The organism is Plantactinospora sp. A48 (assembly GCF_055793945.1).
This window is the reverse complement of record NZ_JBTIXF010000028.1, coordinates 49593-72724: the sequence shown is the minus strand read 5'-3', so window position 1 is coordinate 72724 and position 23132 is coordinate 49593. Positions and strand designations below refer to the sequence as shown.

The following is a 23132-nucleotide window of genomic DNA, read 5'->3' as shown; positions in this document are numbered from 1 at the left end:
GTCCCGGCACACCCAACTGCCGCGAGCCGAGTGCCGGCCCGGTCGGAGGAGAAGTAACCGCATCAAAACGATCAATCGACGAAGGTACGGCTCGTGCCAGCCTGGGCCAGACCAGGCAGGCGCCGTGGGACCAGGCTGCGGACGGGGCGGGACTGGGCCCGGCCTTGCTCGGCTTGCTGTGCTGTGTCGGCGGAATGATCGGCATGCTGGCCTACTCGATGCTATAGCCGTGAACATGCGGAGCAGGTAGCCGCAATCCGAACAGTTGCCGATTGCCGATGGTCACGGACATCCTCTTCCACCGCAGGTCGAGTGCGTCCTCCATTTCGGTCGGCTACGCCGGTTGAGACTGCGGCACTGTGACGTGGCGACGGCCTGGCAGAATCGCACAATGGCCACGATCGTCCTGTTCCACTCCGTGTACGGCCTACGCCCGGCCGTACACGCGACAGCCGAACGGCTACGCTCCGCCGGCCACGTTGTCGTCACCCCGGACCTGTACGCCGGACAAGTGGCGGCCTCCGTCGACGACGGGTTCGCACTGAGCAAACGGATCGGCTGGGAAACCATCGTGCGGCGGGCCCGAAAAGCCGTGCGGGATCTGCCCGCCGACACCGTTCTGGCCGGTTTGTCGATGGGGGTCGGCGTGGTGTACGCCCTGCTGGCCGAACGCGGCGACGCCGCTGGAATCCTGCTGCTACACGGCATCGGCGGCCAAGCTGCGGTGGTCCGTGCCGGCCTGCCGGTGCAGCTGCACATGGCCGACCCCGACGAACTGTTCCCACCAGTCGAGGTGACCGCATGGCGTACGGCCATGGTCCGCGCTGGTGCCACCGTAGAGGTGCACACCTATCCGGGCGTCGGACACCTGTTCACCGACCCGGACATCCCGGACCACGATCACCACGCAGCCGACCTGGCCTGGCAACGAAGCCTCGACTTCCTCGGTTCACTCTGACTCCGTCCACCTGACCAACACGGGTATGCCGGCAGGTGACCACACGCACGGAACTGCCGCGAACCGTTCGCCACCTGCTGTCATGTCGTTCTCGCATGCCGAAGCGAGGCAACTTCGCCCGTGGTGCCGTGGGCGCCGAAGTTCGTGATCGGTTCTCTCGTTGGCCGAGGAGAATCAACCGGCCGAAGGAAGGACACCGTCACGGCGAGCGCAGCGGTCAGAAGAGGTGGAAGTTGTAGCTGTAGGGACGGCCTCGCTCGTAGATGGCGCGCAGTCGTGGCTGCCTGACCTCGGGCAGTCGGGCCAGCACGCTGAGGAAGATCTGGCCATCCGGCTCGAACCGGGAACCCGGAAGCAGCGCCGGCGGGGCCTCCGGCGGAATCGGGACCGATCGTCCGACCGGCTGTCGGGTTCGGTGGAACGCGAGGTGCCGCCAGACGTCCCAGGCCAGCGGCACCGGCTTCACCGGCGGGGCCACGGGCCAGTGTTGGCCAGTCTGCGGATGTTGCGGTATCAGAACGAAGTCGCCGTCAGCGCGCGCAAGACCGGGCCCGGCGAGGAACAGCGTGCGCTGCGACTCCGGACCGGCCGGGCCGACGAGACGGTCCAGCGTGGGCCGGAAGAACTCGGCAACGTGCTGTTCTGGGATCACGATCGGGTCGCCGCCGGTGGCGGCCAGCAGATGGGCCAGCGCCGAGGCGATGACGGCCACCCACATCGGGTTCCAGCCGCCACCTGGTTCACACGGCGGGATACCGGGCCGCTGGTCGATCAGGTCCGCCCAATCGAGCACCGGGTGCGGGCCGGGACCATCCTCGATCACTCGGATGGACAGCGGTTCCAACCAGATCGCCTGCCGCAGGCCACAGTCGTCGATCCGGATAGCCACCGGCGTACCGCAGGCGACGCAGACCATGTTGGGCTCACCACCGTCGAGGCCACAACACGCGGCGTCGCCGACCAGCGCCGGGTCGATCACGGCGCCGCAGACATCCCCGGGGGCGAATAAGACCCGGCCGACCGGCCCGCCGGAGACGCTGTACCGTGGCGCGTACCAGCCGAGCGCCTCAGCCTCGTCAGCTCCCAACTCGGCCCACCGGCGCCATGGCGGACCGGAGGGCAGCGGATTCACCGCGAACGTTCCGGGCTCTAGCGCTGGGGCGAGCGACCCCGGCCCGTTCCCGTACTTCTGGTTCGCATGGGTGGGCAGCACCACCCGCGACACCGCAACCGTCAGAGGGGAACCGCAACTCCGGCAGCCGAAAACCGTCATAGATCCCCCGTGTCGCTCGAGGCCAAGCCAGCCTCACAGGGCAATTCTCTCTCGGTAGACCACGCACCCGGCAACGCTGCCAACGAATCTCCTGGGAAGCGCCCTCGTTTGCCGCAGATAGTGAAAGCCGTGCCCGTGCGCGGTGCTGAGGTGAGGTTGAATGGCCCCGTGCCAAGCATGAGTCGGTCCCGGTACGCCGGCGTTCTCGCACATCACGACGACAAAGTCGTTCTCGTGTACGAGGAGTACCCGCGGTGGGGCGGCCCCTACTGGAACATCCCAAGCGGGCGGATCGAGGACCACGAGACGCCGTTTGAGGGCGCCTGCCGAGAGTTGGCCGAGGAGACAGGTCTGGTCGTCGCAACCACGGACCTCGTTCTTCATGGCACGGCGGCGGTGACCGGAACAGTCACCGTCAGCCGGGTGTGGAACTTCACCGTCGACGTGGTGGATCCGACCCTGCTCGTCCGCGACCCAGATGGTCTGATTCAGGAGGCCCGCTGGTTCCCCGTCGAAGAAGCAAGCCGGCTGCTTCTTGAGTTGCCCTACCGGCCGCTGTCGGAGCCGTCAGTTGCGGTCCTCACCCAGCGGACTCAGCCGGGCGCCCATTGGGCGTATTCCGATCCGGAAGCGGAGCCGGTTGTCACCTACCCCAACGGGTGAAGGACATCTGCCACTCCCCGTCCTGCTGATGACCAGGATCCCCCGAGACCCTGCTGGACCGCGGCGGACGAGCCCCGCGGACGGACTACAGCGTGTTCGCCTCCCGAACTGTTCTCGATCTCTGTCGTCTACCGGATCTGCCACGTACCTGGCCCCGGAAGCCGAAGGTGTCCCCGGGTCAGCTCACGAGCCGACGGCGTCGAGCGCGCTGGCGGCATGCCGGGGAGCAGTAGCGGGCCGGCCGTCCGGTGTTCTTGACTTTCAGTGGGCTGCCACACTCCGCGCAGGATTCGGGACGCTCGTCGTCACGTAACCATCCCTCTTTCGTGACGCCGTGCTGCCGCAGGCTGTCGAGCAGCTGCCAGACAAGCCGCCTGCCGCGGTCCGGGCTCGGGTGGGCCGAACGCAGTGTCGCGCCGCCGGCGATGAGCGCGTTCAGGTCGTCGACGCGCAGGTTCACATCGACCGCGCCAGCCTGCTTCGCGTTGTGCAGCAGACGATCCAGCGCCGCACCGAACCTCCGTGCCGCTGCGGCGAAGGTGGCGTGCGGCCAGCCACCGTCGGCCACCAGAGCGTCGCAGAGGTGCTTGCTCCGGGCGCATTTCTCGATCACCTCGAACAAAAAGCCAAACAGCGCTCTGCCGGGCGTGGACCGGGCGGCCCAACGGTCGGCTGCCAACACCAGGTCGTCGAGGTGCTGCGCGAAGACCGCCTCGACCAAGACCGCCTTGCTCGGAAAGTGCCGATAGACAGTGCCCGCGCCCACACCGGCGCGCTGGGCGACCCGACCGAGCGGGACTTCGAGTCCTTCGGCGGCGAAGAGTTCGGCGGCGGCACGCAGCACGAGCTTGCGGTTCCAGAGGGCGTCGGCACGCGTGGCGGTCATGTCACGTAACCCTTGCCGACCACTCGGAACCGGGTGGAGCATTCCGCATCATGACAGTATCCACCACAGTCCTGGTCACCGGTGCCACTGGCAGGCAGGGCGGTGCGGTCGCCCGGCGGCTGCTCGCCGACGGACGGCCGGTGCGGGTGTTCGTACGGACGGCAGCGACGGCATCCGCCGCGGCACTGGCCGCGGCAGGCGCTGAGCTCGCGCTGGGCGACTTCGACGATCCGGCGAGCCTGCCGCCCGCCCTCAGGGGCGTCGCAGCCGTGTTCGCCATGCCGCCGACCGCCATCAGCCCGTCCGGGCCCGACACCGAACTTGAGGTCGCGCGCGGGCGGGCGCTGATCGACGCCGCCGCCGCAGCCGGAGTCGAACAGGTCGTGTTCAGCACCGTCGCATCGGGATCGGCCGCGAAGGAACGCATCGAACGGCACCTCCTCGACAGGATCGCGCTACCGACGGTTCTGCGCCCGGTGCGGTTCATGACCAACTACCTCGACCCCGGGGTGCTGGGTGTCGACGGCATCTCCGGCGGCGTGCACCGCCACCTCTTCCCGCCACACGAACCCATGCAGGTCGTGGCGCTGGAGGACATCGCTGACCTCACGGCGCTGGCACTCGCGGCGCCGGAGCGGTTCGCCGGCCGCACGCTGGAACTGGCCGGCGACCAGCCAACTCCCGTCGAGGCGGCGGCGGCGATCAGCGCAGCCACCGGCATCCCGGTCCGCTACGAGCAGATCACCGACGACGAAGCCGAGGCGCTCGGGCCAGTCATCGCCCAGGCCAGGAAGCGCTGGCAGGCCGGCAATGGCTGGCACGCCGACATCGAGGCGTTGCGGATAATCCACCCCGGGCTGCGGACCTTCACCGACTGGCTCAACGAATCCGGTGCCGCGGCGCTCCGAACCCATCTCCGGACCACCGGCTGACGGTCAGCCCGGCGTGGCGTTCCGGGCTCTGCCCCCGCCGGGAAAGCCCGCCGGGAAAATCTGTTGCGAGTGGCCGGCATCAGATGTCTGGTTGATCGGCCGCCGGCGACGGGAGGAAGCATGACGCGCGGATCGCTGCCCACCCCCATGCTGGGTACTCCTCGCCTTCGACTGCGTCCATTCGACGACACGGACGCGGACGGTCTCTTCGCACTGCACAGCAACGCCCGCGTGTTGCGTTACTGGGACGCGCCGCCCTGGCGCGACCGGGCCCGCGTCGACCGGTTCATCACCGCCTGCCGGCAGATGGCGGAGGAAGGCACCGGGGCACGGTTGGCGGTGGACCGGGTCTCCGACAACGCGTTCATCGGCTGGTGCGGCCTGAGCCGGTGGAATCCGGACCACCGCAGCGCCGCGCTGGGCTACTGCTTCCAGGAAACGGCATGGGGCCACGGCTACGCGACGGAGACCGCCCGCGCCGTGCTGCGGTGGGCCTTCGACACGCTCGACCTCAATCGCGTCCAGGCCGAGGTCGACACCCGCAACGCGGCATCCGCCCGCGTGCTGGAGAAGCTCGGGTTCCGGCGCGAGGGAACGCTGCGGGAAGACTGCGTCGTCGACGGCGAGGTCTCCGACTCGTGGGTCTACGGACTGCTCAGGCGGGATTGGCAACCCTCGCCCACCAGGTGAGCCCCGACCGCCTCCCGAGAGGTCGTCCGGCCTTCGCGGCCCGAACGGGATGGCCTGAACCGGGCTGTCGACCGGCACGTCGCCCCACCCCGGCGATCATCCGTCCCGCAGGCTCTCCTGCAGTTCCGCCGGCGCCCGCATCCGCCACGCGTCGGTGATCAGTTCGGTCAGCCGTTCGACCGACACCTCACCGAGGCGCACCATCACCAGGGGAAAACCGTCGTACCCGGGTGTCGTGAAGAACAGATCGGGCTCGCCCAGGAGCAACGCCTGCTTCTCACCCTCGTCACCGACGTAGAGAACCGCGACATCGGTACGGATCACCCGCGGCTTCCCCGGCAGGCGCTCCGGATAAGACCAGACGAATCCCTTGTTCTCCACCCGGAAGTCGAAGCCGTCACTGTCGATTTCCACGACCTGGGGCAGCGCGAGCGCCAACCGGCGTACGTCGTCGGCATCAGCCATGCGCAGAGGCTACAACCATGCCCGGTCCTGCCGAGCCCCTCTGGCGGACGGTCCGCCGCGTTCGTAGGATCCGCTCTCATGGAACCGGTACGGACCGTGGTCGTGCTCGACGCCGCCGACCTGCACGCTGAGAGTGCGTTCTGGGCCGGAATGCTGGATGGACACGTCTTTGCGGATGAGAGGTTCCACAGCGTCATCGACGCGGCCGGCGAGTGGCGGATCGGTGTCCAGCTCGCGCCGGATCACGTTCCTCCCGACTGGCCGGACGGCACGCCCCAGCAGGTACACCTGGACCTCCACGTTGCGGACGCCAGGCAGGCGCACGAACAGGCGATGAGCCTCGGAGCCCGCCTGCTCCAAGCCGGTGAGCTGGAAAGCGACGAAGGGCATCAGGTGTACGCCGACCCAGCCGGCCACCCGTTCTGCATCGGCTGGGGACAGCCGTCCCGGGAGGCGCTGGCAGCGTTCGTGCGCGAGAGGTTGGGATAGGCGAAGGCTCCACCACGCGTGGCGAAACACGATGGCCGCGGGCCTACGGGTTTCCGGTCTTCGGGTACGGGTCGGGTTCGGTCGGTGGTTGTCCGTCAGGACGCGGACAGGACGTCGATGACGAAGCGCAGCGCGCCGGCCGGCTGCCCGCCGCTGGGATGGTCGCCGTACGCCAGTTTGGCCGGAATGTCGAGCTGGACCCGGCTGCCCACCTTGGCCCCGACCAGCCCCTGGTCCCAGCCCTTGATCACGCGACCGGCCCCGAACGGGAAGCTGTACGCCTCCGAGCGCTTCCAGGACGAGTCGAACTCCTTGCCGTCGGCGTAGGTCACGCCAACGTAGTTCACGTTGACCGTCTGACCCGACTCGACCGCCGCGCCCGAACCCTGGATGAGGGTCGTCGCCTTGAGTTTGGTCAGGGTGCCGGTGCCCGCGCTCACGGCCGGCTTCCTGCCCAGGGCCGGGTCGGCGCCGGCGGGCACCGGCGGGAACGCGACACTCGACGCGACCGGGCCGGGGCTGGCGGCGGAACTGGCGGCGGAGCTGGCGGACGCATCCGCGGTGGTGACCGGGTGCGACGACGAGTGGCCGATCCACGCGACCAGTCCGACGACCAGAGCCAGCACCGCCACCGCGGCGCCACCGACGGCGAACGCCTGCCGGCGCTTCTGCCTGGCTCGGGCGCGTGCCTTGGCGGCCTTGGCCTCAGCCCGCTTCTCGGCCTTCGTCTTGAGCGGCCCTCCGGCGGCGGTCGGGCGGCGCGGACCGGCGGCTGTGCTGCCGCGGCTCGTCATGGAATCGGGCACCGCCCGACAATACGTCACCGGCCACCATCGGGCGGTCCCCCGGCGCCCGCTGGGTCACCACCACGAGATGGAAGCGGGCGTCCTCCCCGCGCTGTCAGGCGGGGACGCCGTCGGTGGGCTCGGAGACCAGCGCCGGATTTGGTTTCGGCAGCAGCCGGCCGGTCTTGGCGGCGATGCCGATGCCGGCACCCAGCACCAGGAACGCGCCGATGGTCTGCAACATGGCGAGCAGCAGACCGCCCAGCCCGATCAGCGGCGCGGCGATCATGAGCAGTGTCCCGTCGAACGCGCCGAACACCCCGGAGCGGACCACCGCGAGCCCCATCGCCGCCCAGCCCAGGGTGAGCACCGTTCCGCCCACCAGGGCCAGTACCCGGACGTATCCCGGGCCGCCGACCTGCGCCAGCGGCAGCAGCAACGCGCCGAGCATGGCCAGCAGCAGTCCGCTGGCCGCCGTACCCCGGCTGCGGGCGGTGGCCAGCAGGCAGGTCAGGGCGGTCAGCGCCAGCAGCCCGACCCAGGTGGCCAGCACCAGGCCGAGGACCCGCAGGCCGGACCCGGCGGAGAAGGTGGCCGACCGGCGGAGCCCGTCCGCACCCGCCGTGGCGATTCCGAGCAGCACCGCGTAGCCGGGCAGCAGCCACACCGCGCTCCGGGCGAACCGACGCAGCGACCAGACCCAGGCGGGGTTGCTGGCCGGGCGTACCGGATCGGGTTCGTCGAAGAACGGCAGCAGGTTGAGGCCCGCCCGGCCGACCACCCGGACGGGTCGGATCAGCGAGGCCGCCAGCGGGGACATCCGACGCGGATCGTCCGGGTCGGGGCCGGTGCGGGCCGGCGGAAAGAGTCCCGGCGGCGGGTCGAACCGTTCGGCCAGGACCGCCCGAGGGTCCAGTTCCGGGTCCGGTTCCGGGTCCTGCCCGCGTTCCGGCTGCTCGACCATGCCCACCTCCCATTCACCGCCGCCGGCCGGCCGCCAGGGCCGCGACGGCCCGGCCGGAACCGACAAGCAAACGCCGGTACCTGCCGGCAGTGCCGAAACCGACCGGAACGGCCGGGGCCAACCCGACCGGAAGGCCGGGGTCAATCGGCGACGCCCCGGCGCCTGACCAGGACCGTCAGGTGCGATCGTGGCAGGCGCCGGGGCGTCGAACGGGAGAAATCCTCGAATTGCTACAGCCGCTGGGTGCGTTCCTCGTCCGGCTCGGCGATCAGGTCCGACGGCGGGAGAGGCTGGCCGGCGGTCAACTGCTGGGTCTGCTCACCACTGGCACTGACCTGCGCCTCCGCGGCGCGTACCTCATGGTTGACCTCCGCCGCGGCGGCCGCGGCGGCCTCCGCCGCCTCCCGGGCCTCGCGCTCCACCGCGCCCGCGTCCACGGCCGCCGACGGGGCGTCCCCGGCCGTCCCGGCGAGCCCACCGAGGGCACCGCCGAGCCCTTCCAGGGCCTTGGTCAGCTCCGCGGGAATGATCCAGATCTTGTTCGACTGCCCGGCCGCGATCTGCGGCAGCGCCTGGAGGTACTGGTACGCCAGCACCTTCTGGCTCGGGTTGGCGGTGTGGATGGCGTCGAACACCGTACGGATCGCCTTGGCCTGGCCCTCGGCCTGGAGGATGCGGGCCTGCCGGTCACCGTCGGCGCGCAGCACCGCGGACTGCTTGTCACCCTCGGCCGTGAGGATCTGCGACTGCTTGACGCCCTCGGCGTTCAGGATGGCCGCCCGGCGGTCCCGCTCGGCACGCATCTGCTTCTCCATCGAGTCACGGATGCTGGCTGGCGGCTCGATGGCCTTGATCTCCACCCGGGTGACCTTGACGCCCCACCGGCCGGTGGTCTCGTCCAGCACCACCGACAGGTGCCGGTTGATCTCCTCACGGCTGGTCAGCGCCCGCTCCAGGTCGAGCGAGCCGATCACGTTCCGCAGGGTGGTCACGGTCAACTGCTCGATGGCCTGGAGGAAGTTCGATATCTCGTAGGTGGCCCGCACCGGGTCGACCACCTTGAAATAGAGAACGGTGTCAATGGAGACCACCAGGTTGTCGGAGGTGATCACCGGCTGCGGCGGGAAGCTGACCACCTGCTCCCGCATGTCGACCTTGGTGCGTACCGCGTCGACGAACGGCACCAGCAGATTCAGGCCGGGGCTGAGGGTCCGCTTGTACTTACCGAGCCGCTCCACCACGTCCATCCGCTGCTGCGGAACGATCCGCACGGAACGGATCAGCGTTATCACCACTATCAGGGCCACGGCGCCGAGCAGCACCGCGATCACAGTCCCCATCACATCCACCTCTACGATTCGGGTAGCTCATCGGACGCGGAGAAATCATCCCGCCAGACCAGGGCCGTCACGCCCCGGATCTCGATCACACGCACCCGCTCCCCCGGCTGGAACACCTGGGTCGCGTCGAACGAACGGGCGCTCCACAACTCACCGTCGATCTTCACCTGACCGCCGTCGAGGTCGACCCGTTCCAACACCAACGCCCGCTCGCCCTCGATGGCCGCGCTCCCGAACCGTCGCTCGTCACCCCGGTCGGTCGGCAACCACCGCCGGACCGCCGGCCTTCCCAGCAGTACGGTCAGCGCCGACACCACCGCGAAGACCAACGCCTGAACACCGACCGGGGCACCGAGTCCGGCGGCACCGGCGGCGGCGAAGGCGCCGATTGAAAACATGATCAGAAAGAGTGTCGCCGTGAAGATCTCCGCGATCGCCAGCGCGGCGCCGAGGATTATCCACAGCAGCGGTTCCATGGTTCAACTGTGGCACGTCGGTGCACGTCCGGCGACCTGAGGCGATCACCAGCCGGGTAGGGTCTGCGCGTGGAGGAGGCTCGATGACCCTGTTGCCGGAGACCGCCCGCCGGATCGACACGCTCGTCGCGACCGCCCAGGCGGCCGGCGCGGCACCCTCGCTGATCATCGGGCTGGTCCGGGACGGCCGGCTGGCCCACGTCGCCACCGCCGGCACACTGCCCGAAGCCGACCCGGACACCCAGTACCGGATCGGGTCGATCAGCAAGACGATGACCGCCGTCCTGCTGCTGGGCCTGCGCGACGCCGGCCGGCTGGTCCTGGACGATCCGCTGGACAAGCACCTGCCCGGCACCCCCGTCGGCGCGGTCACCCTGCGGCAACTGCTCGGACACGCCTCCGGACTGCAACGCGAACCCGACGGCCCGTGGTGGGAACGCGCCGAGGGGGGCGACCTCACCGCCCTGCTGGCCGGGCTCACCGCCGAGAAGCTGGCGCACCCGCCGCAGACGGTCTACCACTACTCGAACCTGGCGTACGGGTTGCTCGGTGGCGTACTGGAACGGCTCACCGGGCAGTCCTGGTGGCAGTTGGTCCAGGACCGGATCCTCGGGCCGCTGGGCATGGACCGCACCACGTACCAGGCCACCGAGCCGTTCGCCCGCGGGTACGTCGTACACCCGTGGAACGGCACGATGCGCGAGGAGCCGCGGACCGACACCGGCGCGATGGCGCCGGCCGGGCAGCTCTGGTCGACCACCACGGACCTGGCCCGGTGGGCGGCGTTCCTCGCCGACCCGGACCCGGCGGTGCTGCGGCCGGAAACCCTCGCCGAGATGTGCCTGCCAATGATCATGAGTGAACCGGACTCCTGGGCCCACGGCCACGGTCTCGGCATCGAACTGGCCCGGTCCGGCGACCGGGTGTACGCCGGGCACGGCGGCTCGATGCCGGGTTACGTCGCCACGATCAGTGTCCACCGGCCGTCCCGCACCGGCGTGGTCGGTTACGCCAACTGCTACGGCCTGCGCGAGGGCCACCTCGGCAAGCTGGGGATCACGGTGCTGGACACCGTCCTGGACGCCGAACCGCCCGCGCCGGCCCGGTCGTGGCGACCGGTCGGCAGCGCGCCCGGGGACGCCGCGGAACTGCTCGGGCGGTGGTGGTGGATGGGCCGGGAGTACGAGGCCAACTGGGACGCCGAGACCGACGAGCTGGCGTTCGCCCCGCCGGGCCGCCCGGCGTGGCGGTTCACCCGGGCCGGCGTCGACCGGTGGCGCTGCCACACCGGTCAGAACGACGGTGAATACCTGACCGTACGACGGGACGCCGCCGGCCGCCCGGACACCCTCGACATCGCCACCTTCATCTTCGCCAGAGACCCGAATCGGGTCGGGTAACCGTCACCTGCCGGGCCGACGGCGCGCCCGGAGCCACCCGACGGTCCACTGTGCTAGCTTCCCCTGCCGTACACCGCCGTCGATCGCTCGACGCGGTCGTCGAGGGAGGGTCAGCTGATCGCAGCCGCGCCGAAGACCACGCTGGTAGACACCCGTCCGGCAGTGCCGACCGGACGGACCGGGCGGACCGCGCTGCGACTCGCCCTCGGCACCGGCGCGGCCGTGCTGCTCACCGAGGCCGGCTGGTTGCTGCTCGGCCTGCCGGGCACCGCCGCCGTCAGCGACGCGGGCGCCACCGTGACGGCGAGTCTCGCGGCTGGCTGCTGCCTCGGTGCGGCCGGCCGGGCCCCGGCGGACCTACGCCGGTTCTGGCTGCTGATGGCACTCACCATGGCGCTGACCGCCGTCGGTCGGATCGTCTGGACGATCGGCCGGCTGGCCGCCGCCGGCGGCCTGCCCAACAATCCCGTGATCGGGCTGCTCTTCGCCGCCGGCGTCCTGGCCGGCACGGCGGCGCTGCTCAGCTGCGTCTCGGCACCGGCCACCACCGCCGGGCGGCTGCGGACCCTGCTGGACGGCGTCATCGTCGGCCTCGCCCTGGTGCCCGTCGGCTGGGTCATCGCGCTGCGCGACGTCGTCCAGGCACCGCTGGACGATCCGCTGCGCACCCTGGGCCTGTTCTACCCGATGCTCGACATCATGCAGCTGACCATCCTGGTGGCGGTCACCGGTCCGCTCCGGCCGATCTGGTGTCCGCTGTCGACCATCGGGGTCGGTCTGCTGGTCCGATCGGTGGCCGACACCGTCTACGTCGCGCTGGCCGTGCGGGGGGTGTACGAGGCCGGCGACCTCATCGACGTCTGCTGGCCGGTGACCTACCTGCTGGTCGCCGTCGCCACCTGGTACGCCGAACCACACGGCCCTGAGCTTCCCGCGGCGGACCCGGATGCCGACCCACCGATCGTGCCGTGGTGGCGGGTGGCCCTGCCGTACCTGCCGGTCGGTGGCGCCGTGATCGCGATGGTGCTGGTCCGGCACCCCGAAGAACCGCTCCCGCCGCCGGTCTTCCTGTCCGGCATCGGCCTGCTCGCCGCGCTGGCGGTCCGGCAGGGCCTCGCCGCTTACGAGACGACCAATCTGGCCGGCCGGCTGCGCCGCCTCGCGTACGTCGACCAGCTCACCGGGCTGCCCAACCGGTTGCAGTTCACCCGGCGGCTACGCCGATCCATCCGGGACTGCCGCCCGGTCGCCGTCCTGCTGCTGGACCTCGACGGGTTCAAACAGGTCAACGACCGGTTCGGACACGCCAGTGGAGACCGGCTGCTGACCAGCGTGGCGGCCCGGATGCGAGCCGTGGTCGGCGACTCGGGGCTGATCGCCCGGATCGGTGGGGACGAGTTCGCCGTACTGCTGGAGGCCGACCAGCCCGGGACCGCATCCGGCGCCGGGCGGCCGGCGGCGGACCCCGACGAGCCACCGACGGGCCCGGGTGGGCCCGCGCACCCGGACCAGTTCGCGGCTCCGGCCCGGCCCGCGGACCCGGACCAGGTCGCGAACCCGGCCCGGCCCGCGGAACGGCTGGCCCGACGGCTGCTCGGGGCGCTCGGCCCGGACGGACCGGAGACCGACGGGCTGCTGCACTCCTCGGCCAGCATCGGCATCGCCGAGTACGGCCCGCAGCACCACGGCCACACGGACCTGCTCCGGGACGCCGACATCGCGATGTACGCCGCGAAGGCGGCCGGCAAGTCCGCGTACCGAACCTGCACCGCCCGGCTGCGCGAAGCCGCCGTCAGCCGGGCGGAGCTGATCGCCGACCTGCGCCGGGCGGTCCACAACGCGGACCAGCTGGAGCTGGAGTTCCAACCCATCGTGGAGTTGGGCACCGGCCGGGTACGCGGCGCCGAGGCGCTGGTGCGGTGGCGGCACCCCCGGTACGGGCTGCTGGCCCCCGACCGGTTCCTGCCGCTGGCCGAGGAGACCGGGCTGATCCTCAGCGTGGACCGCTGGGTGATCCGGGCCGCCTGCCAGGCCGCCGCCGGATGGCAGGACCTGGCGCCGGGCACCACCGTGGCGGTCAACGTGGCCGCCGGGCACCTGCGCCGGACGGACCTCACCGAGACGGTCGCCGAGGCCACCGCCGCGGCCGGGCTGGCGCCCGAGTCGCTGACCCTGGAACTGACCGAGACGGCCCTGATCGAGAGCACCGACGCGGTGCTGCGCCGGCTCGGCCAACTACGCGGCCTCGGCGTGCGGATCGCCATCGACGACTTCGGTACCGGCTACTCGGCGCTGAACTACCTGCACCGGATACCGGCCACCGAGCTGAAGATAGACCGCTCGTTCGTCCGCCGGCTGGACGGCACCGACCAGCGGGCGTACGCCACCGTGGAGATGATCCGAGGGCTGGCCGGCGCGTTCGGGCTCGGCGTGGTCGCCGAGGGCGTGGAGACCGACGCCCAGCACGCCGCCGTGGCGGCCATCGGCTGCCCGCACGGCCAGGGCTACCGGTACGGCCGGCCGCGCCCGCTGACCGACCTGCGCCACCGGCTCAGCGGCCGTTGACCGGCGCCGTCACCCGGGCGGCACGGTGACCGGCATCGTCACGCGGGCGGCACGGTGACCGGCATCGTCACGCGGGCGGCACGGTGACCGGCATCGTCACGCGGGCGGCACGGTGACGAAGTCGATGAGTCGTTCCATGGCGTTGATCAGTGGCGTCTCGACGTCGGCGTAGCTGTCCACGCGGGACAGGATGTGCCGCCACATCGCGGCCGGCTCGGCCACGCCGAGGGCCGCGCAGACGCCCTCCTTCCACGGTCGCCCGGGCGGCACCACCGGCCACGCGCGGATGCCCAACGCCGCCGGCTTCACCGCCTGCCAGACGTCCACGTAGGGGTGTCCGGTGACCAGCACGTCCGGCGAGGTGACCCCGGCGACTATCCGGCTCTCCTTGGAGCCGGGCACCAGATGGTCGACCAGCACACCCAGCCGGCGCCGCGGCGCCGGCCCGAACTCACGCACCCGCGCCGCGAGTTCGTCGATGCCGTCCAACGGCTCCACCACGATGCCCTCGATACGCAGGTCGTCCCCCCAGATCCGCTCGACCAGCGCGGCGTCGTGGACGCCCTCCACCCAGATCCGGCTGGCCTGGGCCACCCGCGCGGATACCCCGTCCACCGCGATCGAACCCGAAGCGGTACGTCGGAGCGCCGCCGGCACCTTCCGCGGGGCGGGCCGGCGCAGCGTGACCGGTTCGCCGTCGAGCAGGAAAGCCGCCGGCAGCAGCGGAAAGTTCCGCCGCCGGCCGTGCCGGTCCTCCAGCGTCACCGCACCGGCCTCGAACCCGACAACCGCGCCGCAGAAGCCCGAATCGGCGTCCTCCACCACCAGATCCGGCTCGGCGTCCACCTCGGGCGTTACCCGGCGTCGTCGCCAGTCGCCGGCCAGCACGTCGTCGCCGTATCGCCGTCCCATGCGACGCGACGGTAGCGGGTGGCCGCCGACGCGCCGCGCCGACGCGCCGGGGTCATCGAGCACGCTCGACCACCCTGGACCGGTTACCGGCCACAACGGCCCTGCGCCGGCCCGGCACCCCGGCACGACAGCGCCGAGCCGAGACACGGCCGCGACGACCACGTACCCTTGCCAGCATGTCTGCTCCAACGGGCGCGGCGACGACGCTGGCTCCGCGCCGGTCCAGCCGGTTCGTGGCCTGGGTCCGGGCCTGGCGGGCCGGTCTGGTGCCGTACGACGAGGTGGCCGAACAGGTCGCCGGGGACGAGGAACACCTCGTCGCCGACGCCCCCGGCACCTGGACCGACGTGCCGCTCGCGGAAGCGCTCCCGACGCTGTCCCGACTGTCCCCCGACGAGGTCCGGCTGGCCCTGCCCGTCCCCGGTGACCCGCGTGGCCTGCCCGGACCCGGCCCCTTCTCGGGCGCCGCGCTGGTGGCGGGCGAGGCCGTCGTCGCCGGCCCGCTGGGCTTCATCCCCGAGGTCCGCAGCCACACCTCCGGCTCGGGGATGACCTTCGAGACGGTGCTGTGGCGGGTTTACCCGCTGCCACCCGACGCCGGGGCCGGGGTCGGCGAACCGGACGCGGCCGAGGCCGAGGCCGAACTCGCCACGACGCTCGCCGAGGCGACCGCGGCGCTGACCCGGCTGGACGTGGCGGCCTGGCGACCCGAGCTGAGCGGGGCGCTGGCCGCGCTGCGCCGGCCGGACAGCTACGGCGACCTGCCGCCGGGGTTCGACCCGCGAGCCCGCCGGCTGTTCGCCCGGGCCTCCGTGCTGGACCGGGTCCTGGCACTGGCCGAGCACGCCGCCCCCGGCGGGGCGGTCAACGGGTACGAGGCACAGCAGCGCGACGCCGCGCTGCGACCGCTCACCGCCGCCTGCCGTCGGGCGCTGGTCGCCGCCTGCAACGCCCCGCTGCGCCCCTAGCGTCGCATGACGTGCGCCCCTAGCGTCGCATGACGCTGCCCGCGGACAACCACGTACACAGCGAGTGGTCCTGGGACGCCCCGCTCGCCTCGATGGAACGCTCCTGCGCCCAGGCGGTTCGGCTCGGGCTGCCGGCGATCGCCTTCACCGAACACCTCGACCACACCACCTGGCGGGTCGCCCTCGACGGCCCGTACGCGGACGGACATCTCACCGCCGTGGCGTCGCCGGACGGGCTGCTGACCCCGCCGCCCTTCGACGCGGCCGGCTACCTGGAAGCGGTCCAGCGCTGCCGGGACCGGTTCCCCGAGCTACGCATCCTCACCGGCCTGGAGCTGGGCGAACCGCACTGGCACGCGCCAGCCTGTGCGGCGGTGCTCGGCACCGGGCGATTCGACCGGGTGCTCGGTTCCCTGCACTGCCTGCCGGACGGGGACGGGTTCGCGGAGCCGTTCGGGATCTATCCGCACCGGCCCGCGGCCGAGGTCGTCCGCGCGTACCTGGCCGAGATCCCCCGGCTGGTCGCCGGCAGCGACCTGTTCACCGTGCTGGCCCACGTCGACTACCCGCTGCGGTCCTGGCCGACGGAGCGGGACGGCCCCTTCGAGCCGAAGATGTTCGAGGAGGAGTTCCGGCACGCCCTGCGGGCGACCGCCCGGTCGGGACGGGCGCTGGAGATCAACACCCGGTTGCCGCTGCACCCCACCATCCTGGGCTGGTGGCACGAGGAGGGCGGCGAGGCGGTGACCTTCGGCAGCGACGCCCACCTGCCCACCGCCGTCGCCCACTGGTTCCGGGAGGCGGCACAGCTGGCCGAGGCCCACGGGTTCCGCCCCGGCCCGACCCCGTACGACCTCTGGGTCCGGTCAGGTCGTCGCTGTTGAGGACGAGGCGGTCGTGGTCAGAGCCGCCGTGCCCGACGATCCCGTACTCATGTCCGCGGTCAGCGCACCCGTGGGTGTCGAGATCGGCGGAGTGGCTCCCGCTGACGGGTGAAGCGGTTTCCGACATGATCGACTCGTGGACACCTACCTGGAGACCGAACGCCTGGCCCTGCGCCGTTTCACTGCCGATGACGCGGACCTGCTGATCGAGCTGGACAGCGACCCGGCGGTGATGCGCTTCCTGACCGGCGGCAGTCCGACCGCGCCGGAGCTCGTCCGCGAGCGTCACCTCCCGAACATCCTCGCCGGCTACGAGAGGTGGGACGGCCAGCTCGGACTGTTCGCCGCGCACGAGAAGGACGGCGGCGCGTTCATCGGCTGGTTCATCCTGCGTCCCGAGCGGGAGGGCCCGCTGGACGAGGTCGAGCTCGGCTACCGCCTGCGGCAGGCGGCATGGGGCAACGGTTATGCCACCGAGGGCTCGCGGGCCTTGCTGGGCAAGGCGTTCACACAGCTCGGTGTGCGCATGGTCTGGGCCGAGACGATGTCCGTGAACCACGGTTCGCGCAACATCATGGAGAAGCTCGGAATGACGCTCGCGGACACCATTCCCACTCCCTCCGACATGGAGATGATCGAGGGCTCCGAGCAGGGGGGCGTACGGTACGAGATCACCAAGGAGCAGTGGGAGCAGCAGTAGCCTCGACGCCGAACGCGCTGGATGCACGGGTCGCCCTCCGGCACGACCGCCCGGATCCACCGTGCTCGTCGAGCTCAGCGCCGGGGTGCCTCCGCCGGGGAGGGGAACGCGCTGCGCGGCTGCTGCCCTGCCCACCACAGCCCGATCGCAAGCGCCGCGGTCGCCTCCAGGTATCCGGCCCGGGTCAGCCCGCCGCACGGCGCAGGCGTGCAGCCGATCGAGCTGATGAGCAGCTCCGTCGCCGCGGCTGCCTCGGCGTGGTCGGCACAGTAGGGCACGGTCAGTGGTATGCCCTCGAAGGTTGGTGGGCGCAGTGTCCAGATGCTCACGTGGCAGAGGTTGAACGCCTTGACCGCGTACGCGTCGGGCGCGGCGGCTGCCAGTTGCCGCGCCACAGACGTGGTGCCACCGGTGTCGAGCATCAGTCCGTCGCTGGTCGGTACGACGGGGTTGGTGCAGTCGATGACCGTCCGAGCGGCGAGGCGCCGGGCGAGGCCGCCCACCAGTTGCGGCGCCTGTGCCGCCGGGACCGCGACGAGGATGGCGTCGCCGTGGTCCGCCGCGTCCGCGAGGCGGCCGTGCCCGGCGGCGCCGACCCGTCGGGCGGTCTGCTCCGCCCGCCCCTGATTCCGGCCGCCGATCAGCACGTCGTGCCCGGCCGCAGTCCATGCGCCGCCGAGTGCCGCCGCCATGTCGCCCGTGCCGAGGATGCCGATTTTCATCTTTCTGCTCCGTTTCACGCTCTGCGGCGGTTCGGTACGGACCGCCGTGCAGGACGATAGGCAGCTCGATGCACACCGAACGGTGTGTGACAGGTCGGGCAGGATGGGCGCATGGGTGATCCTGCTGTCCAGCTCGACGGTTACACCTCCGACTGCCGGGCCCGGGTGGCGTTCGAGGTGCTCGCCAACCGCTGGGACAGCGTCGTGGTCTTCACGATCGCCGCGTACGGTCCGATGCGGCCGGCGGTGCTCCTCACCCGGATCGGCGGGATCAGCCCCAAGGTGCTCAACGACGCGTTGCGCCGGCTGGAGTACAACGGCCTGGTGGAGCGCCGGCCGTACCCGCAGGTGCCACCCCGCGTGGACTACGCGCTCACGGAAGCGGGCGGCGCGCTGCTGGAACCGATGCGGGCGATGGGTGCCTGGGCCACCCGGTACGCCGATGCGGTTCTCGACGCTCAGGAGCGGTTCGAGACGCGTAAGACGTCCACCCGGCCCGGTTCCGCTCGGCGTGCCGAGTAGCGCTCGGATCGCAGCGAACGAGTGCGGTTCGGTGAGCGAGCCTCAGCCGACATTGAGCAGCAGAACCTCGTCTCGCGGTCAACCGGCGCTGGCACGTGCCGGTCGCGAGTGCGTGCCCGTCCCGGGCACGGCAGACTGGCACCGTGGCGAACATCCTGATCACCGGCGCCTCCGACGGGCTTGGACGGGCGCTGGCGGGCGAACTGGCCGGCGCCGGGCACCACCTCATCGTCCACGGCCGCGACGCCGGGCGGTTGGCCGGCATCGCCCGGGAGACCGGTGCGGTGGCGATCCGCGCGGACCTGTCGTCCCTCGACGAGGTACGCGGGCTCGCGGCCCAGGTCGACGACCACGCCGGCCGGCTCGACGTGCTGGTCAACAACGCCGGCGTGGGGTTCGGCGCGCCGGGTGCCGGTCGGGAACTGTCCCGCGACGGGTACGAGTTGCGCCTCGCGGTCAACTACCTGGCGCCGTACCTGCTGACCAGGCTGCTGCTGCCGGCACTGCGCCGGTCCGGTTCCGCGCGGGTCGTCAACGTCGCATCGGCCGGGCAGCGTCCGGTCGACCTCGATGACCTGATGATGGAACGGGAGTACGCCGGGATCGAGGCGTACCGGCGGTCCAAGCTGGCGCTGATCGCGCACACCTTCGACCTCGCCGACGAACTGTCCGGGACCGGCGTCACGGCAAACTGCCTGCACCCCGCCTCCTTGATGCCGACCGCGATGGTGCGCGAGTCCCGCTACGGCACCATCGACTCGTTGGAGCAGGGGCTGCACGCGACGCTGCGGCTGGTCGTCGACCCCGACCTGGACGGCGTGACGGGCCGGTACTTCAACGGCACGCAGCCCGCGCGGGCGCTCGACCAGGCCTACGACCCGGCGTTCCGCGCCCGGCTGCGGGAGCGCACCGAGGCCCTGCTGCTCGCGTGACAGTCGCCGTGACCGGACCGGCTGCCCTTCGGTGGTAGCGGCACCACCGGAGTCTTGCATCTCCAGTTGGTGGAGGTAGGAGGCTGATCGGTGTGGACGAGGGGACGCTGTACTCGATCGGAGACCTGGCTCGGCGCACCGGCCTGCCGGTGCGCACCATCCGGTTCTACTCCGACGCCGGTGTCCTGCCGCCCACCGACCGCAGTCCCGCGAACCATCGGCGATACGACCTGACCGCGATCACTCGGCTGGAACTGATCCGCACGTTGCGTGACATCGGCCTCGACCTGGTCACCGTCCGCCGGGTGCTCGCCGACGACATCACCATGTCGCAGGCCGCCGCCATCCATGCCGACGCGCTCGACGTGCAGATCCAGGTGCTACGGGTACGCCGAGCGGTGCTGCGTCTGGTGGCGAAGCGGGACTCCACCATGAAGGAGATGGAACTCATGCACCGCATCGTGCAGCTGTCCGAGGCTGAACGTCACCGGCTCATCCACGACTTCATCGACAGCACGTTCGGCGCCGTCGACGCCAACCCCGACCTGGTCGACCTCCTCCGCTCCACCATGCCGAACCTGCCCGACGAACCGACCGCCGCGCAGGTCGAATGCTGGATCGAACTCGCCAAACTCGTCCAGGACACCGATTTCAGGGCCAGCATCCGGCGGATGGCCGAGCACCAGGCAGCCGAACGCGCCGACGGCGACCGGACGGGACTGCACCACGAACTGACCAGCCACGTCCGCGACCGTGTGACGGCCGCCATCGCCGCCGAGGTGCAACCACCGTCGGCAGCGGCCGCCGCCATCGTCACCGAACTCGTCGCCCACTACGCCCGTACGTTCGGCGATACCGACTCCCCCGAGTACCGCGCGAAGCTGCTGACCCGGCTGGAGGTCGCCAACGACCCACGGGTCGAGCGGTACTGGCACCTCATCTCCACCATCAACGGGTGGCCGGCCGCGCCCTCGCTCGCACCGGTCTTCGACTGGTTCATCCAGGCACTCCAGCACCACCGGAAGCCCTGACGAGCCACGCCTCACCATCCACACCGCACGCGCAGCGCCATACCGGCCGCACTGATCCCGGCGGGCCACGAGCCGCTGCCATGCCCCGGAGGGCACCGGTCGGAGCGAACCTGTCCCAGCCCTGTGCTCCAATCCCGGCATGCATGTCATCGTCTGCGGCGCACTCCTGGAGAACGATGCGGTCCTGCTGGTACACCGCAGCCCGACCCGACGGGCCTACCCGGACCTCTGGGATCTGCCCGGCGGGCACGTCGAGCCGGGTGAGTCCGAACTACAGGCCCTCGCGCGGGAGATGCACGAGGAGCTGGGGGTTCACATTGTGGCGGAGTCCTCGTCACGGTTCGGCGACCTGCGTGCCGGCAGCGGCGAGGACGCCGTCCACGTGGGCGTCTGGCAGGTCGGAGACTGGGTCGGCTCCCCCACCAACCGTGCGCCGGAGGAGCATGACGACATCGCCTGGGTCGGGATCGACGAGCTGAGCGCCCTTCCCCTCGTGTTCGGCGCCCTGCCGGCGCTGCTTCGTTCCCTGCCCGAGCCTGACCGGCTGGTCCGTCGTCCGGACGACCGTCGGTCGGACCGCCCGCCAGGTGACGTCAGAGTTCGTCGGTCAGGTCGGCCACCGACGCCACGATCCGGGACGGCCGGTACGGGTAGCGTTCCGCCTCGGCGCGGGTGCTGATCCCGGTGAGTACGAGCACCGTCTCCAGGCCGGCCTCCAGGCCGCACAGGATGTCGGTGTCCATCCGGTCGCCGATCATCGCCGTGGTCTCGGAGTGCGCCTCGATGGTGTTCAGCGCCGAACGCATCATCATCGGATTCGGCTTGCCCACGAAGTACGGCTCGACCCCGGTGGCCTTGGAGATCATCGCCGCTACCGAACCGGCCGCCGGCAGCGCGCCCTCGGCTGACGGCCCGGTGGGGTCCGGGTTGGTGCAGATGAACCGGGCGCCCGCGTCGATCAACCGGACTGCCTTGGTGATCGCCTCGAAGCTGTACGTACGGGTCTCCCCCAGCACCACGTAGTCGGGTGCGAAGTCGGACAGGATGTATCCCACCGCGTGCATGGCCGTGGTCAGACCCGCCTCGCCGATCACGTACGCGGTGCCGCCGGGCCGCTGGTCGGCCAGGAACTGGGCGGTGGCCAGCGCCGCCGTCCAGATCGATTCCTCGGGTACGTCGAAGCCCATCCGGGTCAGCCGGGCCTGGAGATCCCGCGGCGTGTAGATCGAGTTGTTGGTGAGCACCAGGAACCGCTTGCCGGACGTGCGCAACCGGCTGATGAACTCCGGGGCGCCCGGCACGGGCTGCCCCTCGTGCACGAGCACCCCGTCCATGTCGGTCAGCCAGCTCTCGACGGGCTTGCGGTCCCTCATCGTGATGTCCTCGCCGTCCGGGGTTTCTCAGTGGGTCGGTCCGTGGGGTGTCCCAGCCGGCGTCGGTGCGGTGCCCGCTGACCTGGGTCAGCGGCGCCGGGGCGGCACGCAGCAGCCGGCCGGGCAGGTGTCCCAGGCCGGCAGCGTACCCAACCGGCAGCGTTCGACGGGCACCCCGTCCGCGCCTTCCAGCCGCTCGACCACCAGCTCACGGACCATGGCGACGAACCGGGGGTCGGTGCCCGGGGTGGCCGCCCGGACGTACTCCAGGCCGAGCCGCTTGGCGGTGTCGGCGGCCTCGGTGTCGAGATCCCACACCACCTCCAGATGGTCGGAGACGAAACCGATCGGGCTGACCACCACGGCGGTGACCCCGTCGGCCGCGAGTGCGGTGAGATGGTCGTTGATGTCCGGTTCCAGCCACGGCACCTGGGGCGGGCCCGACCGGCTCTGCCAGACCAGGTCGTACGGCAGGTCCACGCCGGCCGCCGAGACGACCAGCTCGGCGGTCTCCCGCAGCTGGGCCTCGTACCGGCCGCCCTCGGGGCCGGCGGTCGCGGCCATCGAGGTGGGGATGGAGTGGGCCGTGAAGACCAGCCGGGTGCCGCCCCGGCGGGCCGGGTCCAAGGTGGCGAGGGCGTCCCGGACGGCGTCGGCGTGCGGCTGGACGAACCCCGGGTGGTCCCAGAACTGGCGCAGCTTGTCGATCGCCGGGGCCGCGGGCCCGCTTGCGGCGCGGGCGACCGCGAGATCCTCCTGATACTGCCGGCAGGACGAGTAGCCGCCGTACGCGCTGGTGACGAAGGCCAGCGCGGACCGGACGCCGTCGTCCCGCATCCGCGCGACGGTGTCGGCGAGCATCGGGTTCCAGTTCCGGTTGCCCCAGTAGATCGGCAGGTCGATGCCGTGCTCGTCGAACTCGACACGCAGCGCGGCCAGCAGGTCACGATTCTGCTGGTTGATCGGTGAGACCCCGCCGAAGTGCTGGTAGTGCTCGGCGACCTCGGCCAGCCGTTCGGGGGGCACCCCTCGCCCCCTGGTCACGTTCATCAGGAACGGCAGTACGTCCTCCGGCCGTTCCGGGCCGCCGAACGAGAGCAGCAGCACTGCGTCGTACCCCATGCCGCCCATTCTTCCCGGCCGTCGACCCGGACGGCCCGCCGGGCCGCTGTTAGCTCGCTTACCCGGGTGCGTCTCCAGCC

Annotated in this window: 25 protein-coding genes; 14 read left to right on the top strand and 11 right to left on the bottom strand. The window is 71.2% G+C overall.

Translation table 11 applies throughout. The annotated features are described in order from the left end of the window. The first annotated feature begins 391 nt into the window (after positions 1 to 391). Positions 392 to 958, top strand: a complete 567-nt coding sequence (locus ACXN5W_RS16555) for a dienelactone hydrolase family protein (RefSeq protein ID WP_473159189.1) — start codon at positions 392 to 394, stop codon at positions 956 to 958. 217 nt (positions 959 to 1175) lie between these two features. On the opposite strand, the gene ACXN5W_RS16550 is transcribed toward ACXN5W_RS16555, so the two are convergent. Then, entirely contained in the window at positions 1176 to 2231 is a 1056-nt protein-coding gene (locus tag ACXN5W_RS16550) for a hypothetical protein (protein ID WP_473159188.1), read from the bottom strand. On the opposite strand from ACXN5W_RS16550, the gene ACXN5W_RS16545 reads away from it, so the two are divergent. After that, entirely contained in the window at positions 2157 to 2894 is a 738-nt protein-coding gene (locus tag ACXN5W_RS16545; protein ID WP_473159187.1) for an NUDIX hydrolase, read from the top strand. The genes ACXN5W_RS16550 and ACXN5W_RS16545 overlap by 75 nt on opposite strands. Positions 2895 to 3072: 178 nt before the next feature. On the opposite strand, the gene ACXN5W_RS16540 is transcribed toward ACXN5W_RS16545, so the two are convergent. Next, the gene (locus ACXN5W_RS16540; protein ID WP_473159186.1) at positions 3073 to 3780 is read right to left on the bottom strand and encodes a TetR/AcrR family transcriptional regulator; all 708 of its coding nucleotides are present in this window, start codon (positions 3778 to 3780) and stop codon (positions 3073 to 3075) included. A gap of 50 nt (positions 3781 to 3830) precedes the next feature. On the opposite strand from ACXN5W_RS16540, the gene ACXN5W_RS16535 reads away from it, so the two are divergent. Next, positions 3831 to 4712: an NmrA family NAD(P)-binding protein gene (locus ACXN5W_RS16535; RefSeq protein WP_473159185.1), complete on the top strand. Its 882-nt coding sequence runs from the start codon at positions 3831 to 3833 to the stop codon at positions 4710 to 4712. Between the two features lie 120 nt (positions 4713 to 4832). Next, on the top strand, positions 4833 to 5402 hold the full coding sequence (locus ACXN5W_RS16530; protein WP_473159184.1) for a GNAT family N-acetyltransferase: 570 nt from the start codon (positions 4833 to 4835) through the stop codon (positions 5400 to 5402). A 96-nt stretch (positions 5403 to 5498) separates the two neighbouring features. On the opposite strand, the gene ACXN5W_RS16525 is transcribed toward ACXN5W_RS16530, so the two are convergent. Then, the gene (locus tag ACXN5W_RS16525; protein WP_473159183.1) at positions 5499 to 5867 is read right to left on the bottom strand and encodes an MmcQ/YjbR family DNA-binding protein; all 369 of its coding nucleotides are present in this window, start codon (positions 5865 to 5867) and stop codon (positions 5499 to 5501) included. Positions 5868 to 5945: 78 nt separating this feature from the next. On the opposite strand from ACXN5W_RS16525, the gene ACXN5W_RS16520 reads away from it, so the two are divergent. Then, positions 5946 to 6356, top strand: coding sequence for a VOC family protein (locus ACXN5W_RS16520; RefSeq protein WP_473159182.1), 411 nt, complete (start codon positions 5946 to 5948; stop codon positions 6354 to 6356). A 95-nt stretch (positions 6357 to 6451) separates the two neighbouring features. Here ACXN5W_RS16520 and ACXN5W_RS16515 read toward each other — a convergent pair whose 3' ends face one another. The 4 genes from ACXN5W_RS16515 to ACXN5W_RS16500 form a co-directional block, all read right to left on the bottom strand. Continuing rightward, positions 6452 to 7162, bottom strand: a complete 711-nt coding sequence (locus tag ACXN5W_RS16515; protein ID WP_473159181.1) for an FKBP-type peptidyl-prolyl cis-trans isomerase — start codon at positions 7160 to 7162, stop codon at positions 6452 to 6454. A 94-nt stretch (positions 7163 to 7256) separates the two neighbouring features. Then, complete coding sequence (locus ACXN5W_RS16510; RefSeq protein ID WP_473159180.1) at positions 7257 to 8105, bottom strand: hypothetical protein; 849 nt, start codon at positions 8103 to 8105, stop codon at positions 7257 to 7259. A gap of 230 nt (positions 8106 to 8335) precedes the next feature. Then, positions 8336 to 9445: an SPFH domain-containing protein gene (locus ACXN5W_RS16505; RefSeq protein ID WP_473159179.1), complete on the bottom strand. Its 1110-nt coding sequence runs from the start codon at positions 9443 to 9445 to the stop codon at positions 8336 to 8338. Between the two features lie 11 nt (positions 9446 to 9456). Then, positions 9457 to 9921, bottom strand: a complete 465-nt coding sequence (locus ACXN5W_RS16500) for an NfeD family protein (protein WP_473159178.1) — start codon at positions 9919 to 9921, stop codon at positions 9457 to 9459. An 83-nt stretch (positions 9922 to 10004) separates the two neighbouring features. On the opposite strand from ACXN5W_RS16500, the gene ACXN5W_RS16495 reads away from it, so the two are divergent. Beyond that, positions 10005 to 11321 (top strand): serine hydrolase domain-containing protein, encoded by a 1317-nt coding sequence (locus ACXN5W_RS16495; protein ID WP_473159177.1) that lies wholly within the window; start codon positions 10005 to 10007, stop codon positions 11319 to 11321. 162 nt (positions 11322 to 11483) lie between these two features. Further along, complete coding sequence (locus tag ACXN5W_RS16490) at positions 11484 to 13886, top strand: putative bifunctional diguanylate cyclase/phosphodiesterase (protein WP_473159176.1); 2403 nt, start codon at positions 11484 to 11486, stop codon at positions 13884 to 13886. 96 nt (positions 13887 to 13982) lie between these two features. Here the strand turns inward: ACXN5W_RS16490 and ACXN5W_RS16485 are convergent, their stop codons facing one another. Then, the gene (locus ACXN5W_RS16485; RefSeq protein ID WP_473159175.1) at positions 13983 to 14798 is read right to left on the bottom strand and encodes a DUF3097 domain-containing protein; all 816 of its coding nucleotides are present in this window, start codon (positions 14796 to 14798) and stop codon (positions 13983 to 13985) included. Between the two features lie 176 nt (positions 14799 to 14974). On the opposite strand from ACXN5W_RS16485, the gene ACXN5W_RS16480 reads away from it, so the two are divergent. The 3 genes from ACXN5W_RS16480 (at position 14975) to ACXN5W_RS16470 (ending at position 17350) form a co-directional block, all read left to right on the top strand. Further along, positions 14975 to 15766 carry a hypothetical protein gene (locus ACXN5W_RS16480; protein ID WP_473159174.1) on the top strand — a complete coding sequence of 264 codons (792 nt, stop codon included), beginning with the start codon at positions 14975 to 14977 and terminating at the stop codon, positions 15764 to 15766. Between the two features lie 29 nt (positions 15767 to 15795). Beyond that, positions 15796 to 16650, top strand: coding sequence for a PHP domain-containing protein (locus tag ACXN5W_RS16475; RefSeq protein ID WP_473159173.1), 855 nt, complete (start codon positions 15796 to 15798; stop codon positions 16648 to 16650). Positions 16651 to 16786: 136 nt separating this feature from the next. After that, positions 16787 to 17350, top strand: a complete 564-nt coding sequence (locus tag ACXN5W_RS16470) for a GNAT family N-acetyltransferase (protein WP_473159172.1) — start codon at positions 16787 to 16789, stop codon at positions 17348 to 17350. A 74-nt stretch (positions 17351 to 17424) separates the two neighbouring features. Here the strand turns inward: ACXN5W_RS16470 and ACXN5W_RS16465 are convergent, their stop codons facing one another. Then, a complete protein-coding gene (locus ACXN5W_RS16465) occupies positions 17425 to 18090 on the bottom strand; it encodes an NADPH-dependent F420 reductase (RefSeq protein WP_473159171.1) in 666 nt (221 codons plus the stop codon). 93 nt (positions 18091 to 18183) lie between these two features. Between ACXN5W_RS16465 and ACXN5W_RS16460 the strand changes: the two genes are divergently transcribed. The 4 genes from ACXN5W_RS16460 (at position 18184) to ACXN5W_RS16445 (ending at position 21236) form a co-directional block, all read left to right on the top strand. Beyond that, positions 18184 to 18594 (top strand): winged helix-turn-helix transcriptional regulator, encoded by a 411-nt coding sequence (locus ACXN5W_RS16460; RefSeq protein WP_473159170.1) that lies wholly within the window; start codon positions 18184 to 18186, stop codon positions 18592 to 18594. A gap of 143 nt (positions 18595 to 18737) precedes the next feature. Next, entirely contained in the window at positions 18738 to 19526 is a 789-nt protein-coding gene (locus ACXN5W_RS16455; protein ID WP_473159169.1) for an SDR family NAD(P)-dependent oxidoreductase, read from the top strand. Positions 19527 to 19618: 92 nt separating this feature from the next. Continuing rightward, positions 19619 to 20557 carry a MerR family transcriptional regulator gene (locus ACXN5W_RS16450; RefSeq protein ID WP_473159168.1) on the top strand — a complete coding sequence of 313 codons (939 nt, stop codon included), beginning with the start codon at positions 19619 to 19621 and terminating at the stop codon, positions 20555 to 20557. 139 nt (positions 20558 to 20696) lie between these two features. Beyond that, complete coding sequence (locus ACXN5W_RS16445; RefSeq protein WP_473159167.1) at positions 20697 to 21236, top strand: NUDIX domain-containing protein; 540 nt, start codon at positions 20697 to 20699, stop codon at positions 21234 to 21236. Here the strand turns inward: ACXN5W_RS16445 and ACXN5W_RS16440 are convergent. After that, positions 21151 to 21930, bottom strand: coding sequence for an HAD-IIA family hydrolase (locus ACXN5W_RS16440; RefSeq protein ID WP_473159166.1), 780 nt, complete (start codon positions 21928 to 21930; stop codon positions 21151 to 21153). The two genes, ACXN5W_RS16445 and ACXN5W_RS16440, sit on opposite strands and share 86 nt — an antisense overlap. A gap of 87 nt (positions 21931 to 22017) precedes the next feature. Next, positions 22018 to 23052, bottom strand: coding sequence for a ferrochelatase (locus ACXN5W_RS16435; protein ID WP_473159165.1), 1035 nt, complete (start codon positions 23050 to 23052; stop codon positions 22018 to 22020). Positions 23053 to 23132: the final 80 nt, after the last annotated feature.

Coding starts and splice junctions, on each gene's coding strand:
- ACXN5W_RS16510 (WP_473159180.1), bottom strand. CDS start 8,105: ATGGTCGAGCAGCCGGAACGCGGGCAGGACCCGGAACCGGACCCGGAA.
- ACXN5W_RS16550 (WP_473159188.1), bottom strand. CDS start 2,231: ATGACGGTTTTCGGCTGCCGGAGTTGCGGTTCCCCTCTGACGGTTGCG.
- ACXN5W_RS16445 (WP_473159167.1), top strand. CDS start 20,697: ATGCATGTCATCGTCTGCGGCGCACTCCTGGAGAACGATGCGGTCCTG.
- ACXN5W_RS16525 (WP_473159183.1), bottom strand. CDS start 5,867: ATGGCTGATGCCGACGACGTACGCCGGTTGGCGCTCGCGCTGCCCCAG.
- ACXN5W_RS16485 (WP_473159175.1), bottom strand. CDS start 14,798: ATGGGACGGCGATACGGCGACGACGTGCTGGCCGGCGACTGGCGACGA.
- ACXN5W_RS16440 (WP_473159166.1), bottom strand. CDS start 21,930: ATGAGGGACCGCAAGCCCGTCGAGAGCTGGCTGACCGACATGGACGGG.
- ACXN5W_RS16520 (WP_473159182.1), top strand. CDS start 5,946: ATGGAACCGGTACGGACCGTGGTCGTGCTCGACGCCGCCGACCTGCAC.
- ACXN5W_RS16545 (WP_473159187.1), top strand. CDS start 2,157: ATGGGTGGGCAGCACCACCCGCGACACCGCAACCGTCAGAGGGGAACC.
- ACXN5W_RS16555 (WP_473159189.1), top strand. CDS start 392: ATGGCCACGATCGTCCTGTTCCACTCCGTGTACGGCCTACGCCCGGCC.
- ACXN5W_RS16535 (WP_473159185.1), top strand. CDS start 3,831: ATGACAGTATCCACCACAGTCCTGGTCACCGGTGCCACTGGCAGGCAG.
- ACXN5W_RS16530 (WP_473159184.1), top strand. CDS start 4,833: ATGACGCGCGGATCGCTGCCCACCCCCATGCTGGGTACTCCTCGCCTT.
- ACXN5W_RS16540 (WP_473159186.1), bottom strand. CDS start 3,780: ATGACCGCCACGCGTGCCGACGCCCTCTGGAACCGCAAGCTCGTGCTG.
- ACXN5W_RS16460 (WP_473159170.1), top strand. CDS start 18,184: ATGGGTGATCCTGCTGTCCAGCTCGACGGTTACACCTCCGACTGCCGG.
- ACXN5W_RS16500 (WP_473159178.1), bottom strand. CDS start 9,921: ATGGAACCGCTGCTGTGGATAATCCTCGGCGCCGCGCTGGCGATCGCG.
- ACXN5W_RS16505 (WP_473159179.1), bottom strand. CDS start 9,445: ATGGGGACTGTGATCGCGGTGCTGCTCGGCGCCGTGGCCCTGATAGTG.
- ACXN5W_RS16495 (WP_473159177.1), top strand. CDS start 10,005: ATGACCCTGTTGCCGGAGACCGCCCGCCGGATCGACACGCTCGTCGCG.
- ACXN5W_RS16480 (WP_473159174.1), top strand. CDS start 14,975: ATGTCTGCTCCAACGGGCGCGGCGACGACGCTGGCTCCGCGCCGGTCC.
- ACXN5W_RS16435 (WP_473159165.1), bottom strand. CDS start 23,052: ATGGGGTACGACGCAGTGCTGCTGCTCTCGTTCGGCGGCCCGGAACGG.
- ACXN5W_RS16475 (WP_473159173.1), top strand. CDS start 15,796: ATGACGCTGCCCGCGGACAACCACGTACACAGCGAGTGGTCCTGGGAC.